This window comes from Leminorella grimontii (assembly GCF_039789245.1).
Taxonomy (GTDB): domain Bacteria; phylum Pseudomonadota; class Gammaproteobacteria; order Enterobacterales; family Enterobacteriaceae; genus Leminorella; species Leminorella grimontii.
Map to the genome: position 1 here is coordinate 1,739,405 of NZ_CP146357.1, position 15,243 is coordinate 1,754,647.

Below are 15,243 nucleotides of genomic sequence, written 5' to 3' on the forward strand. Positions count from 1 at the left end.
CGAGGTGGCGCCTAAATCGATGCGCTATTATACACGTTATACCGAGTTAATATCTATGCGAGCGCCGTCGCCGACTTTCCGACGGCCGCTTTTTTAGCTAGGCTGAAACGATTTGTGTTAAGTTAAATCCCCAAAATTAAGGAGAAGTGACGTGGTAAAGAAAGGCATTCGTCGGGTTCTTTTAACAAACGATGACGGCATTGATGCGCCAGGCATCGCGCTTCTTGAGCAGGCTGCTCGGCTTATTGCCGATGAGGTGTGGGTTATCGCACCTGCGGTAGACAAAAGCGGCGTGTCCAACGGCATTAGCCTTAGGGAACCGCTGCGGGTTTCACGTCGAGGCGAGCGGCACTACGCCGTTTACGGCACGCCGGCAGACTGCGTAGCGCTGGCCGTCAATCAGATAATGAAAGCGGCTTTACCCGATCTGGTGCTTTCCGGCGTGAATTCAGGTTCTAATCTTGGTTTTGAGACGTTGCTGTCCGGCACCGTCGGCGCAGCGATGACCGGAATGCTGATGGGCATACCGTCGATTGCGCTAAGCCAAAACGAACGGGCAGATGGAGCGCTAGACTGGTCTTGCTCCAAACGTTATTTAGCCGAAACGCTGAAAAAGCTGACGGCGCTCAGCTGGGACACATCGGTTTGCCTAAGCGTTAACTTTCCGGGCGTTGAGCCTGACGGCGTGAAGGGCATAAAGGTTACGGCTCAGGGAAGAGGAAACGTTGAAAAGCTGAGCGCGACCGAAACCTGCGATCCGTACGGAGAATCCTATTATTGGATAAGGATTCAGGAAGGGGAGCCTGAAGCGCTGAGCGACGGCGAGATTTTAGCCGTACAGCAGGGCTATATTACGCTAACCCCGCTAACGTATGAACGAACGGCGCGAAGTGAGTTCGATCGGCTATCCACACTCATTGGCTAATTTGGCGGATGCGCTAATTAGAAGAGTAATCAATTATTGTGAAATGAAACTATTTGTATAGATCGACAGTGAAAAATGCATTATAACAACGCGCCGCAGAGGGCGCGTTTTGTTTGCTTTTTAAGCGTTCGCTCCCGTAATTAAAAAAAATCCCGCAAATGATGGCGCTATAAGACACTTTTCTCATTTGGCGTGGTCTACTTAGCCGCACTTGAGGAAAATCGGACGCTCTCCTTTTGTGCATATTAATTGCCCTGGCGCATTTGCGCCGAGGTTGAAGTTTTTTCTTTTCCCTAGGCTGTTTGCATGGAATATATAAGATCGATAACGCAGCAGAAGCTGAGTTTTTTATTAGCCCTTTATATTGGGCTATTTATGAATAGCGCGGTGTTTTACCGCAGGTTCATTGGTTACTCTTACGATTTTAGCGTGTGGAAAGGCGCAGCGGCGGTAGTAGAGCTGTCGGCTACGGTTCTCGCAACGTTTTGCCTGCTGAGAGTCCTGTCGCTGCCGGGACGTCGCGCTTGGCGAATACTGACCTCTTTGGTCGTGCTGTGCTCCGCCGGGGCAAGCTACTATATGACCTTCCTGAACGTTGTTATCGGCTACGGCATTATCGCCTCGGTAATGACGACGGATATCGATTTGTCAAAGGAAGTCGTCGGTTGGCACTTTATCGGCTGGCTGGTCCTAATCAGCGCGTTGCCGCTGGCGGCTATCTGGATTAATCGCGGTCAGGATACCCTTTTACAGCAGCTCAAAACCCGCGGGCAGCGGGTGAAGAACGTGCTCGTGGTCTTATTAGCCGGGCTGCTGGTCTGGGGGCCTATCCGCCTCTTGGATCTCCAGCAAAAGAAGGTCGAGCGTGCCAGCGGCGTGGATTTACCCAGCTACGGCGGCGTGGTCTCTAATTCATATCTTCCTTCCAACTGGATTTCTGCGCTGGGGCTCTATGCCTGGACGCAAATTGACGAGTCGTCCGATAATCAGCTGTTGTTCAATCCAATGACGAAATTTACCTATAAAGCGCCGGACGATCTGGACGACGCCTACGTAGTGTTCATCATTGGCGAAACGACGCGTTGGGATCATATGGGCATTTTGGGCTACGAGCGCAATACAACGCCGAAGCTTGCTCAAGAGAAAAACCTGATAGCGTTTCGCGGCGAGTCGTGCGATACGGCCACCAAGCTCTCTTTACGCTGTATGTTTGTTCGAGAAGGCGGGGCGGAAGAGAATCCTCAGCGAACGCTAAAAGAACAGAACGTTTTTGCTGTCCTCAATCAGCTGGGCTTTAGTTCAGATTTGTACGCCATGCAGAGCGAACTGTGGTTTTACAGTAATACTATGTCAGACAACATCGCCTACCGTGAGCAGATCGGGGCTGAGCCGAGAAACCGAGGCAAGCACGTAGACGACATGCTGCTGGTGGAAGAACTAAGGCGCTCGCTTATCGATCATCCCAAAGGAAAGCATCTTGTCGTTCTTCATACGAAAGGGTCGCACTATAACTATACTCAGCGCTATCCGCGCAGCTTTGCCCAGTGGACGCCTGAGTGCGTTGGGATAGATTCGCCCTGTAGCAAGGAGGAGCTTATCAACTCCTATGATAATTCGGTGACCTATGTCGACAGCTTTATCACCAGCGTGTTCGACCAGCTCAGAGATAAAAAGGCGATCGTGTTCTATGCCGCAGATCACGGAGAATCCATCAATGAGCGGGAACATCTGCACGGCACGCCGCGCAAGATGGCGCCGCCGGAGCAGTTTAGGGTTCCTATGCTGGTATGGATGTCGGATAAATATCTTGAATCCCCAGAAAAGGCCGAGATGTTTAAACAGCTGCAAAAGCAGGCGGACAAGGGCGTAACGCATCGCCACATAGAGCTATATGACAGCATCATGGGATGCCTGGGCTATACCTCGCCGGACGGCGGTATCAAAGAGAGCAACAACTGGTGTAGCCTGCGGGTAAAGCCTGAATCCGAATAGTGCTTGAAATCGATACTTCGGCGCCTAAAGGTGCCGAAGTATTTTTAACGTTCTCATGTGGCATTGAATAGAGTAGGTACTGCCTATTAATAGAATAGGTAGCACCTTTCATTCGTTCTGACAAAAATCATTCAATTCATATCCTATTGCATTTTCGATTGTGCTCAAACAACCATCAAGCCAGATAGCGTCAGGCGCAAAGGTCATTAACAACGCGTCGAGAATTTTTAATTTTATTTAATCAACAAATTTAATTTTGTTTGGTGAAATTATAAATAACGAAGGATAATTATTGTTATTGAATAAGTAATGAATGCAACACAATGATTATAAATGTATTTATTTTTAAAAATAACGATAAACACTATTAATTATACAACTAATGAATTGATTTTCTTAGGTTGAAATATAAAAACAACACATTTATTATATTTGTCATATCCCTGTTTGACTTTTATGGGCAGCTACGCATTAGGCGGGAAATTTTCTAATAAAAGGGAAATGGACATGCAATTACGACAGGTACTGTTGTCATTCAAGTAGATATAGGGATTTATCTTTTATAAAAAAGGACTTAGATATGACGCTTAATAAGCTAGTGCTGGCGTTGCCTGCGCTATTCTCGACTTCTTTTGCTGCTTATGCCGCAGAAGCGCCCGTTCCTCCTCCTCCCTTCCTCTCTGAAATAGAGACGCCGGACGTTAACGCGATTCTAAGCACCGCAACCGACGGGTGGCCGATAGCGAAGGGAAAGTGGGAGAGCAAATATCAATCAATTATCACTGGAAACCAATATATCAACGGTGAAACGCTCACCAGAACCTGGTTCCCAGAGCAGATCCTCTACGTTGAAAATAACTCCTATAGCCTGAACAACGTTGTTGATTCTTTTCAGCTTACTTTTAGAAGCGGGAGCGTCGCCATTGGAAACGTGGTGAAGGGCGGGATCGTTAATCCAAGCGACGCCACCAAGATATACAGCGGCTTTCTGTCCATGATGGAAGACTCGGTGGCTTACAATACCGTCGTTGAAAATCTGGGTAGCCTAAGCTTGGGAAATGACGCCAAAGCCTATAACACCACTGTTAATGCCGGCGGGCGGATGGTCGTCGGTACGCGCGGCTATGCGCAGGCCATTCTGGTTGACGGCGGCCACTTGGAGCAGTCTGTCACCAGTACCTCTAATACCAAAGACGTTCTCGTCATCAACGGCGGCGAACATATTATCTACGGCGGCACGGCCACCAACAGCCACATCGGCAGCGGCAGCTATCAGATGACCAGTGGCCTGGCGATTGACACCGTACTGTACGACGGCGCCGTTCAGCAGGTCTATTCGGGCAAGGGAACGGCGGCCGACAGCAATACGACCGTTCACGCAGGCGCGCTGCAGTTTATTACCTTTGGTTCTTCTGACGACGCGAAAGTTTACGGTACCCAGATTATTACCGGTGTTGACGGTACCTGGGCAAACGGCCAGTGGACGTCGGACAGCACTGTCAGAGTCGACGGCCAAACGGCAAATAATGCCACGATTTATGAAGGCGGCGTTCAGCGCATTCAAACCGGCGAGGCTGTAGGCACTCAGGTTTACGGGTTACAGATCGTCAGCGGCAAGAAGGGCGGTTGGACCGGCGGCCAGTGGGTCGAACAGGACGGCTGGATTGGTAAAGATCAGGTTGCAACCGAGTCTACTATTCATCAGGGCGGCGTACAGCGCGTGGAATACTACGCCGATGCGGATAAAACCCTGGTAGACGGCGGCACGCAGCTGGTTAACGAATTTGGTCATATTTCAAATACGACTATTCAAAACGGCGGCGAGTCTACTATCGCCTATGGCGCATACTCAACCGGTACGCTGGACGTTAACGACGGTTCTCTGACGATGGAAGGCGGCGATCTTCACAGTTGGACCGGCGTTATGGACGGCAAGGGCGCCTACGCGATTCAGGTAAATTTGGCCGGCGATAGCTCATTCCTGTACCTTAAGCACAATGCCGATAGCGTTTCGTCTGAGGCTACGGTTGAGGCGTTGACTAATAACGGCACCGTCGCGTTTGGCAGCAGAGACGGCAGCGATGCGGGTAAGTACAGCCGCTTGAGAATCTATAATTTAACCGGTTCCGGCACCTTTGTGATGAACACCAATATTAACGGTGGGCAGGGCGATTTTCTGAACGTTACTAACAGCATCAGCGGCGCCTTCAACGTCAAGGTGATGGATTCCGGTCAGGAGCTGAGAAGCGGCGTCGCTGGCGTCAATCCGCACCACCTGATTTTTGCCAACGGCAGCGCCAGTGACAGCTTTACGCTGGTTAACGGCAGCGTCGATTTAGGGGCCTATAAGTACTATCTGGTTCAGGGCGAAGGTACGGATAGCGATAACTGGTATCTGTCTCCGCAGGCGGCGGATCCAAATCCGAATCCCGATCCGGGGCCAGGCCCAGGTCCGGATCCAACGCCGAATCCCAAGCCTGAAATTTCCGAAAGCGGTAAGAACGCAATTGCGATGGCTAACGTAACCCCAACTATCTGGGACGGCGAGCTGTCGACGCTGAGAACTCGCTTGGGCGATCTGCGCGATAACCATACGGCGCAGGACGGCGCGTGGGGGAAATACATCACCAGCCGCAACCGCATCTCTACCGATAACGTCGGCTATCGGCAGGATATGAACGGCGTCATGCTGGGCGGAGACCATGCTATTGCGTTGGATAATGGACGCCTGCTGGTCGGCGGCATGTTCTCCTACACGCATTCAGAGCTGGACGCTCGCACCAGCGACGGTAAAGTCGACAGCTACGCGATCGGCCTTTACACCACCTGGATGCACAACAGCGGCTACTATCTCGACGGCGTGCTGAAGGCAAACCACTTCAGAACGGAAAACAGCGCCAGGTTCAACGACGGAAAAACCACGGCCAAAGACAACAGCAACGGCATCGGCTTCTCGCTGGAAGCGGGTAAGCACATCAAGGTTGACAGCTACTTTATCGAACCTTACGTGCTAGGCTCCGTGTTCCACGGTGAGAAGACCGGCTATCGGTTTAGCAGCGGTATGAAGGTTAAGGCCGATTCTGCGGAGTCCGTGAAGGGCGAGATCGGTACGACGTTCGGCAAGTCTTTCCTGATGGAAGACGGCGCGCTGATTAAGCCTTACGTTCGCCTGGCGGTGAGCCACGAGTTCAAAAAGAACAACGACGTGGTTATCAACGACACCGAGCGCTTCTCTAACGATATGTCCGGCACCGTGGGCAAGTACGGCGTAGGCCTGACCGCACAGCTGGACAATCAGTGGTCAACCTACGCGGAGTTTAACTACGCAAAAGGCAGCCACGTAGAGACACCTTACAGCGGCCATCTCGGCATTCGCTATAGCTTCTAAGCGCAGTTGATGCGTTTATGAAAACGGCTTTCCAAACGGGAGGCCGTTTTTTTATTGGGTGATAAAGAAGGAAAGGGCAATGAGGATGACCGATCTTATTTATTGGGCGTTTGGCGGGCCGTTTTATTAGCCTGAAAACGAGAAGAGCCCGCTAATTAGCGGGCTCTTGAATGTGGCGGTGAGAGAGGGATTCGAACCCTCGATACGTTGCCGTATACACACTTTCCAGGCGTGCTCCTTCAGCCACTCGGACATCTCACCGTATTTTTGTTGATCTAATAATGAAGGTCAACGGGGCGCTACTATAGGGAGAAGACCGGATTCGGTCAAGCATAAATTCGCGTTCTTTGTCCGTTTGCTCAAGCTATCAACAACTGTGGGCGACTTTAGCGACATCGGCGCCGTTCTCCGGTGTTAACAAAAGTAATTATCCGGCATTGGCGCAACTCAAGGTATACTTTGAGGATGTATTTTGGGATAGGCGCCAATCGCGCGTACAGTCCGTCATCTCAAGCTTTTTCTGTCCCGAATTCGTTGATTTTTAGCATTAAAAAGGGAGTCAGCTATGTATCCGGTCGATCTGCATGCGCATACTATCGCCAGCACGCACGCTTACAGTACGGTAAGCGACTATTTTGCTATCGCCAAGAGTAAGGGTATCAGGCTGTTTGCCATTACCGATCATGGTCCTGACATGGTGGATGCGCCTCACCGCTGGCATTTTATGAATATGGCGGTGATCCCCAGGATAGTGAACGACGTCGGCCTGCTGTACGGCATCGAGGCCAATATCAAAAACCTGCAGGGCGAAACGGACTGCGATGAAGCGATCGCCAAGACGCTGGACTTAGTCATCGCCGGCTTTCACGAACCGGTGCTGGCCCCTATGGGCAAAGATGACAACACGCAGGCGATGATAGCGACCATATCCAGCGGCGTGGTGCAGATAATAAGCCATCCGGGTAATCCTAAATATCCGATTGATATTCCAGCCGTTGCTGAAGCCGCGGCGCGCCACAACGTGGCGCTGGAGATCAATAACTCGTCCTTTATTCATTCCCGCGCGGGCAGTGAAAAAAACTGCATTGAGGTCGCTAAGGCCATTCGCGACGCGGGGGGCTGGGTCGCGCTGGGGTCGGATTCCCATACCGCCTTCGCGCTGGGCGGTTTTGATAAGTCATTACGGGTGTTGCGCGACGTTAACTTCCCGGAAGAGCGGATTCTTAACGTCACGCCGCGCCGGGTTCTGGATTTTCTTGAGTCTCACGGAAAGCCGCATATCGCGGAATTTGCCTCTCTTTAGCGTTTAAAGAGGGCTATGTCATCACGATTTTAAGGATAAAACGATGAAGTATGCATTTTCCTACCGCGCGACTTTCTACCGTACAACGCTGCTGTACGGTGCCGTCGCCTTGGCCTTTTCCTCCTCTGCGTGGGCTGAGTCGCAGATGGAAAGGGCTAGTCTGCACGACGTGACGGTTTTCTTGCGCGGAGCCGAGCTGTTTAACGCCAATAAAGTGACGCTTCCCGCGGGGGAAAGCGAAGTGATTTTTACCAATATCGCCGACGGGCTTAACGAACAGAGCCTGCAGCTTGAGGCGGGCGGCGGCGCGGTGGTCAAGTCGTTCAGCGTGCGCCGAGATTATCTCAACGAGCGAGTTTCCGCTCGAGTGGATGAACTGAAAAAGCAGCTGGAAGCCGAGGTCAGAGAACAGAGTCGGGTTAATGCCCGCCGGCAGGTTATCCAGGCCCAGCTGGCCGTGTTGGAAAGCAACCGCAGCGTAGGCGGCGAGAAGGAAGGGGCGACCGTAGACCAGGTCAATAAAATGCTGCAGCTTGTTAGCGATAAAATGAATGAGGCGCTGCTGGCCGACATCGACCTGAAGGAAAAGGCGGAAGAGATTGAGAAAAATATCGACCGGCTTAATCATCAGCTGGCCGAGGCGCAGCAAAAAGACGGCCAGGCGGTAAATCAGCTGGTGGTGAAGTTCTACTCCCCCAAAGCGATGACCAGCGACGTAACCCTATCCTACGCGATCGGCGATGCGGGCTGGGTTCCTACCTATGACGTTCGGGTCGACAGCATTTCTCAACCGGTAAAGCTGACCTATAAGGCCAACGTTTATCAAAACAGCGGCATTGACTGGGATAACGTCAAGCTTACGCTCTCTACCGGCAATCCGAGCCGGGGAGCACAGGCTCCGGCGCTTTCTCCGTGGTATATCGATCTTTACCGCGCGCCGATGCTATCGGGCAAGACGAGCTCCAACGACGCCATGTATGAAGTCGCTACGCCGGCGCCAATGGCGACGGAAGCGCCGGTGGCGGACAGTTCGAGAATGCGCTCTGTCGGCGCCAAAAAGTCGATGTCGGACTATGTGGTCACCGATTCCGGCGGGCTTAACGCCCGGTTCAGCATTTCTCTGCCTTACCGCATTGCAGCGGACGGTAAAGGGCACTCCGTCGTCATAAAACAGCTTGATGTTCAGGGCGAGTATCGCTATGTTGCCGTGCCGAAAATCGAGCAGGACGCTTTTTTACAGGTACAGCTAAAAGACTGGGAAAGCCTGAACCTGCTGCCGGGCAGATCGAGCGTTTTCTATGAGGGGGCGTTTGTCGGTCAGGGAAGCATAGATCCGCGCCGTATCCAGAAAACGTTGGATATCTCTCTGGGGCGCGATCGGAAGATCTTGGTCAGTCGTGAAAATGACGCCAAAACGACGGAAAAGGCCGAGTTTTTTGGCAACGCAAGCCAGCGTAGCTATGCCTACCGCATCGAGGTTAAGAATACGCGCGGCGAGCCTATCGCGCTGACGGTTATCGATCAGGTGCCGATGAGCCGCAGCAGCGACGTTGTCGTAGAAAACCTACGCCACGACGGCGCAACGTTTGATAAAGATAAGGGCGAGGTTCAGTGGTCTTTAAACCTGGCGCCTAACGAGTCCCGATTGCTTGGGCTGTCTTACTCGGTGAAATATCCGAAAGACAAGCGTGTGTTGGGGTTATAACAAGAATTAGCGAGTTTAACGTTTATGAATGAGTTTTCAATTGTTTGCCGGATACTCGGCTCTCTGTTTTCCCGGTCGCCGGATGATACGGTGCTCGATCCGCTGTTTGGCCTGCTGGGCGAAGGCAAGCTAAAGCAGCATTGGCCGCTGGAACAGGACGAGCTGCTGGAACGGATGGGCAACGATACCGATCGCCAAAAGCTGGCGGCAGACTATCAGGCCATGTTTGGCGAAGGCGGCAGCGTGTCGCCTTATGCTTCTGACTATGAAGGGCCGAGCGAAGCGCAGGCGAGGGCGTTTTTAACCGAAAGAGGCGTCCCGCTGTCTGCTTCTGCGGCCAACGGCTTTGGCCAACTGCTTTTAGCCGCATCCTGGATCGAGGACAACGCGACGGAGGCCGACGAGGTTCAGGCACAGCTGGCGCTGTTTGATGACTATCTTCTTCCCTGGTGCGGGCGCTTTTTAGGCAAGGTAGAGGCTCATGCGACAACGGCGTTTTATCGCGCGCTGGCCTCTCTGGCGCGAGAAGCGCTTCAGGCCATGCGGGATGAGCTGACCGAAGCCGAGGATGGCGAAGCACAATGACGGAACCACAAGAAGCGAAGCTTTCCATTGGTGAGAGCCAGCTTGCCGGGCTGTCGCTGAGCCGTTTCCCCGATCCCGGTCGCGATAGCCCGCTGCGGGCGTGGGAAGCGGCCGATGAGTTTTTGCTAAATGAACTCGACTATTCACGCTTAAACAGCGGGCCGCTGATTATTCTCAACGACGCCTTCGGCGCTCTGGCCTGCGCGCTGGCGAAGTATCACCCCGTGTGCAGCAGCGACTCTTTTATCAGCCAATATGCGACGCAGAGTAATCTTGCGCGCAATGGAATAAATGGTGACAATGTAACTTTTACGGACAGCCTGACGCCGCTTCCTGATGGACCGTCGGCCGTGTTGATAAAAGTGCCCAAGACGCTGGCGCTGCTGGAGCATCAGCTGCACGCCCTGCGGCAGGTGGTTACGTCGGAGACGCAAATTATCGCCGCGGCGAAAAGTCGCGATGTGCATACGTCAACGCTACGGCTGTTTGAGCAGATTCTGGGGCCAACCCGTACCAGCCTGGCGTGGAAAAAGGCGCGGCTGATTTTTTGTCGCGCCGAGCGCCCTGACGTCGCGGCGTTTAACCCGCTGGCGTCGTGGCCGCTTGAGGGAACGTCCTACGAGATACATAACTATCCTAACGTCTTTTCCCGCACTTCGTTGGACATCGGGGCGCGGTTCTTTTCCGATTATCTGCCGTCAAACGCGCCGGGGAATATGGTGGATCTGGGGTGTGGCAACGGCGTCTTAGGGCTGAGGCTGTTGGCGCAAAACCCTCAGGCTCACGTGACTTTCCGCGATGAATCCTTTATGGCGGTCGCCTCCAGTCGGCTAAACGTGGAAAAGAACCTGCCGCAGGCGTTTTCCCGCAGCCGCTTTGAGGCCCAGCACTCGTTGATGGACATCGCCGATGGAAGCCTTAGCGCCGTTATCTGTAACCCGCCGTTTCACCAACAGCAGGTGATCACCGACGACATCGCCTGGCAGATGTTCCTTGATGCGCGCCGCTGCCTGTCGCAAGGCGGAGAGCTGCGGATTGTCGGCAACCGACATCTTGGCTATCACCAAAAGCTAAAGCGCCTGTTTGGCCACTGTGAGCTTTTGGCGTCAAACAACAAGTTTGTCGTGCTGCGAGCGGTGAAGTCGGGAAGGGGTGAATAGTCGAGTAGGATACTCAAGATATAAAACGGGGCGCCTTGCGCCCCGTTTGCTTATTATGGCTTTAGCCAGTTTAAGTCGCGTTAGCGTCTTAAACATAAAACCACCTGCTTTGCGGGTGGGATCAAAGGGTTATACCAAGAAAAACACCTTTCCGTTACGATATAGATGTTCAAGCTAATAACCGTAACTAAAATGAGGAAAGGTGTTTATGGGCATTAAAGCACAAAGCTCAGCGCATACAAAGTGGCTGTGCAAATACCATATCGTCTTTTCGCCGAAGTTCAGACGGAAAGTGATTTTCAATAGTATACGTTCAAGCGTAGGTGAGATATTACGAGACCTTTGTAAGTATAAAGGAGTGGAAATAATAGAAGGTCACCTGATGCCGGATCATGTTCATATGTTGGTAAGTATTCCTCCGAAGTTGAGTGTTTCAAGCTTTATGGGGTATCTGAAAGGGAAAAGTTCGCTGATGATTTTTGATAGACATGCCAATCTAAAATATAAGTTTGGCAACAGAAAATTTTGGAGCGAAGGCTTCTATGTAAGTACGGTAGGGCTAAATGAAGCGACAATCCAAAAATATATCAGAGAACAAGAGAAATCAGATTTAGTCTCAGACAAATTGAGCAGCAAAGAGTATACAGACCCCTTCAAGGGGTAAGCCAAAGTAGCAAAGACACTTAGCTTGAACGAAGAGAAAGCGGCGTCATTTAGGCGCAGTCGGTAACAAGCCCTTATAGGGCAAGAGCAAACCACCCGCTATGCGGGTGGTTATGATTTTTACTTAATAAATTCGAATACCAGCTTGCCTTCTTCAACCTGAATGCCTTTAGCCAGCTTTTTCGCCGAGGCTTCCAGCGCGCTCTTGTCCGAATTCAGAACGTAAACCGGCTGGTCGTTGAAATAAAGCTGTAGCGCGCTGTTGAGCAAAGGAATAAAGGTTTTTACGTTTTTCACCTTCCCTTGGCTGGTTTGCAGGTCATAGTCCACCAGCTCTAAATCCTTTAGATAGATGGCGCTTTTGACAGGGTCAAACTCCGGGCGCGCGTTGAGCGTTAGCTGAAGGTTGGCGTCCTGTTTGCCCAGCAGCGAGGAGACGGCGAACAGAGCGTTGCCAGAGAGCGTAATTTTGCCCTGTGTACGGCCGATCTGTGCATTGAGATTGCTTAATGAGAGGTCCGCTTCCGCCAGGCCGCTGAGGCTAAAGCTACGGGTGGCCTTCTCGGTATTTTTACTGAGGTACTTATTGATGTCCTGCTCGCTTAAGGAGTATTGCGTCATTTGACTGCAGCCAAACAGAAAAGCGATAAACAGGAAAAAAACAAAGCGAGGAAACTGTTTTAGCATACTGACCTTTGATAATAGTGAATAAATCATTAGCGTAGGGTACAAGCCCAAGAGCCCGCAGGCAATAGAGGCATTATGACGCCGCGGCTTTCTTGGGCCTTATCGCCTGAGGCGTAAACTGTCGATAAAGCGCCAGCGCGGTAACAATCCCGGTTACGCCCAGCAGCATCCAGGGGATCTGCGGCAGGTTAAGCTCGTGGCCTATATCATACAGCCAGCCGCCGCCGGTATAGCCGATGGCGCCGCCCAGCGCCAGGCCAAGCCTGCTAAATCCCATATAGCTGGCGCGAGCCTGCGGAGCGGAAAGCGATGCGCTGAGCGTTTCTCGCGCCGGTTCGGCGATAATCAGCCCCAGATAAAAGAAGAAGATAAGCCCCAGGGCGAGGGATAGGGAATTGATAAATCCCAAAGGAACAAGGCTGAAAGTCATTAGCAGCAGCCCGGTCATTAGTCGACTTTCCAGCCTGAAGCGCTTTTCGCTCCAGCGAGCAATAGGGTACAGCAGCGTCAGGGAGAGAAGCGCCTGAATGAGGTACATCCAACGAATGGTTTCCGGCTCGCCGGATATTTCGTTGACCAGCAGCGGCAGCATCAGCATGACCTGAATCGACAGTACGTAATAGCCGGTCAGCGTCAGCACGTAGCGGCGGAAAAAGCGATCGCGAACGGCAGCCTTAATGCCGTTTAGAATGGGCGCCCGTACGGACGTAGATACGCGGTAGGAGGGCAGCACGAAGGCATTAAGCGCGGCGGCCAGAATGAAAAAGCCCGCGCCGGACCAGCAAACCCAGTGGAAGTCGTAGCGCAAAAGCCAGCTTCCCAACAGCGCGCCGATAACTACGCCGGCGCTGTCTTGCATCATGAGCAATGAATAAAAACGGCCTCGCTCATGGGGGCGAGTAAGCTTGATGACCAGCGCGATGCGCGGCGGGTCAAACAGCGTGCCGCCAAAGGCGGAAAGGACGCAGGAGAGCATCAGGATCCACGGCTCGTCGGCCATGGCCATTGCGGCAAATCCTGCCGCTCGCATCAGCATTCCCGTTACAATAAGCGGCTTGGCGCCGAAGCGGTCCGCCAGAGCGCCGCCGAAGATGCCTAATCCCTGCTGTAAAAACTGGCGCATGCCCAGCGCCAGACCAACGGAAAGCGCCGCCCAGCCGAGCTGATCGACAAAGCGTATCGAAATAAGAGGAAAGACGACAAAGAAACCGAGAACGACCAGCAGGTTATCCACGAGTAAAAAATATTTACCCAAATTCCTAACGTGCGACACGCGAGGCATAATTTCACCGTAAGCGAAAAAATAAGCAATGAGAGGATTTTTTTGACTATTCTGAACTTATTTACGTAACAGCGATACTATTTTAGTAGACTATCTTTGTCTTTTAATGCGCTGGATTAATTTTTAGGGGGGCGAATGTTTGGCTATCGCTCAAATATACCCAAAGTTACCTTAACCACTGAACGTTTGGTTATTCGTCTGGCCTGCGATCGCGACGCTTATCGCCTGGCGGACTACTATACCGAAAACCGCGAGTTCCTCAGGCCTTGGGAGCCGGTCAGAGATCAAAGCTACTGTTATCCTTCCGGCTGGCAGGTTCGTTTGAACATCATCAATGAATTGCACAAGCAGGGCAGCGCGTTTTATTTCCTATTGCTCGACGCGGACGAAAAAGAAGTCAGAGGCGTTGCAAACTTTAGTAACGTCATTCGCGGAGATTTTTATGCCTGCATATTGGGCTATTCTCTGGGCAAAAAATGGGAAGGCCAGGGAATGATGTATGAAGCGCTGCAACCGGCGCTACGCTACATGTTTCAACAGCAGAGAATGCACCGCATTATGGCCAACTATATGCCTCATAATCACCGCAGCGGTAATCTGCTGGCAAGGCTTGGATTTGAGCGAGAAGGCTATGCGAAAAGCTATTTACGAATAAACGGCGAGTGGCGCGACCACGTCATGATGGCGTTAATTAACCCGAACTGGAAACCTTTAGCGTAAGGAATCAGCCTGTAATGAAATACGTTTTGAATGAAAGAGAAGCCCGCGTCATTGGCTGCATGCTGGAAAAAGAGGTCACTACGCCCGACCAGTATCCGCTCTCTCTTAACGCGTTGACGCTGGCCTGCAATCAGAAAACCAGCCGCGAGCCGGTGATGTCGTTAAGCGAAAGCGAAGTGCAGGAGACGCTGGACGCGTTGCAGAAAAAGCACCTCGTTCGCCCTTCAAGCGGAACGGGCAGCCGCGTGGCTAAATACGTCCATCGCTTCTGCAACACCGAGTTTGGCGATTTAAAGTTAACTCCCGCCGAATTGGCCATCGTGTGCCTGCTGCTGCTGCGGGGAGCGCAAACGCCGGGAGAACTGCGCACGCGCTCAAATCGGCTGTTCGAGTTTAGCGATATGGAAGAGGTGGAAAAGACGCTGGAAGGCCTGGCTGAACGTGAGGACGGCCCCTTTATTGTCAGGCTGGCGCGCGAGCCGGGAAAAAGAGAGCTGCGCTATGCGCACCTGTTCAGCGGGGAGGTTGATAACGTCAGCGCTGCGGGTGCCGCGCCCTGTGATGTGGAATATTCCTCTTCTTTGTCCGAACGCGTTGAGGCGTTGGAAGAGGAGGTCGCTCAGCTAAAACAGCTGGTTAATACCTTGAAGGCAACCCTGGACGAGCTGATTGGCTAATTGGTGACGCTGTCACTCATTCTGTGTGAGCGGCGATCCCCGTCGGCGATAAAGCGACGGGGATTCATATTTTTATACGCTTTTCGATTGGTGATTCCCTTAACACCACGTAAACTACGCCCAGCTCCGTATCGCCGCGATGGGCGATACGATTCA

Annotated in this window: 12 protein-coding genes and 1 tRNA gene; 10 read left to right on the plus strand and 3 right to left on the minus strand. The window is 52.3% G+C overall.

Annotated features, from left to right (window positions below; all coding sequences use genetic code 11):
- Positions 1-151: 151 nt before the first annotated feature.
- The 3 genes from surE to V8L73_RS08300 all read left to right on the plus strand — a co-directional run bounded on the left by surE (position 152) and on the right by V8L73_RS08300 (position 6,305).
- Positions 152-925, plus strand: coding sequence for a 5'/3'-nucleotidase SurE (gene surE / locus V8L73_RS08290; RefSeq protein WP_347254602.1), 774 nt, complete (start codon positions 152-154; stop codon positions 923-925).
- 306 nt (positions 926-1,231) lie between these two features.
- Positions 1,232-2,917 carry a kdo(2)-lipid A phosphoethanolamine 7''-transferase gene (gene eptB / locus V8L73_RS08295; protein ID WP_261831101.1) on the plus strand — a complete coding sequence of 562 codons (1,686 nt, stop codon included), beginning with the start codon at positions 1,232-1,234 and terminating at the stop codon, positions 2,915-2,917.
- Between the two features lie 580 nt (positions 2,918-3,497).
- Positions 3,498-6,305 carry an autotransporter outer membrane beta-barrel domain-containing protein gene (locus V8L73_RS08300; protein WP_347254603.1) on the plus strand — a complete coding sequence of 936 codons (2,808 nt, stop codon included), beginning with the start codon at positions 3,498-3,500 and terminating at the stop codon, positions 6,303-6,305.
- Between the two features lie 173 nt (positions 6,306-6,478).
- Here the strand turns inward: V8L73_RS08300 and V8L73_RS08305 are convergent.
- Positions 6,479-6,566: transfer RNA gene (locus V8L73_RS08305), tRNA-Ser, on the minus strand.
- Positions 6,567-6,870: 304 nt separating this feature from the next.
- Between V8L73_RS08305 and V8L73_RS08310 the strand changes: the two genes are divergently transcribed.
- The 5 genes from V8L73_RS08310 (at position 6,871) to tnpA (ending at position 11,722) form a co-directional block, all read left to right on the plus strand.
- Positions 6,871-7,608, plus strand: coding sequence for a phosphatase (locus tag V8L73_RS08310; RefSeq protein ID WP_027273414.1), 738 nt, complete (start codon positions 6,871-6,873; stop codon positions 7,606-7,608).
- Between the two features lie 43 nt (positions 7,609-7,651).
- Positions 7,652-9,313, plus strand: coding sequence for a mucoidy inhibitor MuiA family protein (locus V8L73_RS08315; RefSeq protein ID WP_347254604.1), 1,662 nt, complete (start codon positions 7,652-7,654; stop codon positions 9,311-9,313).
- Positions 9,314-9,337: 24 nt separating this feature from the next.
- Entirely contained in the window at positions 9,338-9,898 is a 561-nt protein-coding gene (locus tag V8L73_RS08320; RefSeq protein ID WP_347254605.1) for a molecular chaperone, read from the plus strand.
- Complete coding sequence (gene rlmG, locus V8L73_RS08325) at positions 9,895-11,058, plus strand: 23S rRNA (guanine(1835)-N(2))-methyltransferase RlmG (RefSeq protein WP_347254606.1); 1,164 nt, start codon at positions 9,895-9,897, stop codon at positions 11,056-11,058. Before V8L73_RS08320 ends, rlmG begins: the two co-directional genes overlap by 4 nt.
- Before the next feature lie 208 nt (positions 11,059-11,266).
- A complete protein-coding gene (tnpA, locus tag V8L73_RS08330) occupies positions 11,267-11,722 on the plus strand; it encodes an IS200/IS605 family transposase (RefSeq protein WP_347252944.1) in 456 nt (151 codons plus the stop codon).
- 119 nt (positions 11,723-11,841) lie between these two features.
- On the opposite strand, the gene V8L73_RS08335 is transcribed toward tnpA, so the two are convergent.
- Both V8L73_RS08335 and mdtH read right to left on the minus strand, forming a co-directional pair.
- Positions 11,842-12,408: a lipoprotein gene (locus tag V8L73_RS08335; protein WP_027273410.1), complete on the minus strand. Its 567-nt coding sequence runs from the start codon at positions 12,406-12,408 to the stop codon at positions 11,842-11,844.
- A 73-nt stretch (positions 12,409-12,481) separates the two neighbouring features.
- Complete coding sequence (gene mdtH, locus V8L73_RS08340; protein WP_027273409.1) at positions 12,482-13,690, minus strand: multidrug efflux MFS transporter MdtH; 1,209 nt, start codon at positions 13,688-13,690, stop codon at positions 12,482-12,484.
- 135 nt (positions 13,691-13,825) lie between these two features.
- Between mdtH and rimJ the strand changes: the two genes are divergently transcribed.
- Together rimJ and V8L73_RS08350 are read left to right on the plus strand one after the other, a co-directional pair.
- Positions 13,826-14,410: a ribosomal protein S5-alanine N-acetyltransferase gene (rimJ, locus tag V8L73_RS08345; RefSeq protein WP_347254607.1), complete on the plus strand. Its 585-nt coding sequence runs from the start codon at positions 13,826-13,828 to the stop codon at positions 14,408-14,410.
- Positions 14,411-14,424: 14 nt separating this feature from the next.
- Positions 14,425-15,087: a YceH family protein gene (locus tag V8L73_RS08350; RefSeq protein ID WP_261831094.1), complete on the plus strand. Its 663-nt coding sequence runs from the start codon at positions 14,425-14,427 to the stop codon at positions 15,085-15,087.
- Positions 15,088-15,243 lie beyond the last annotated feature (156 nt).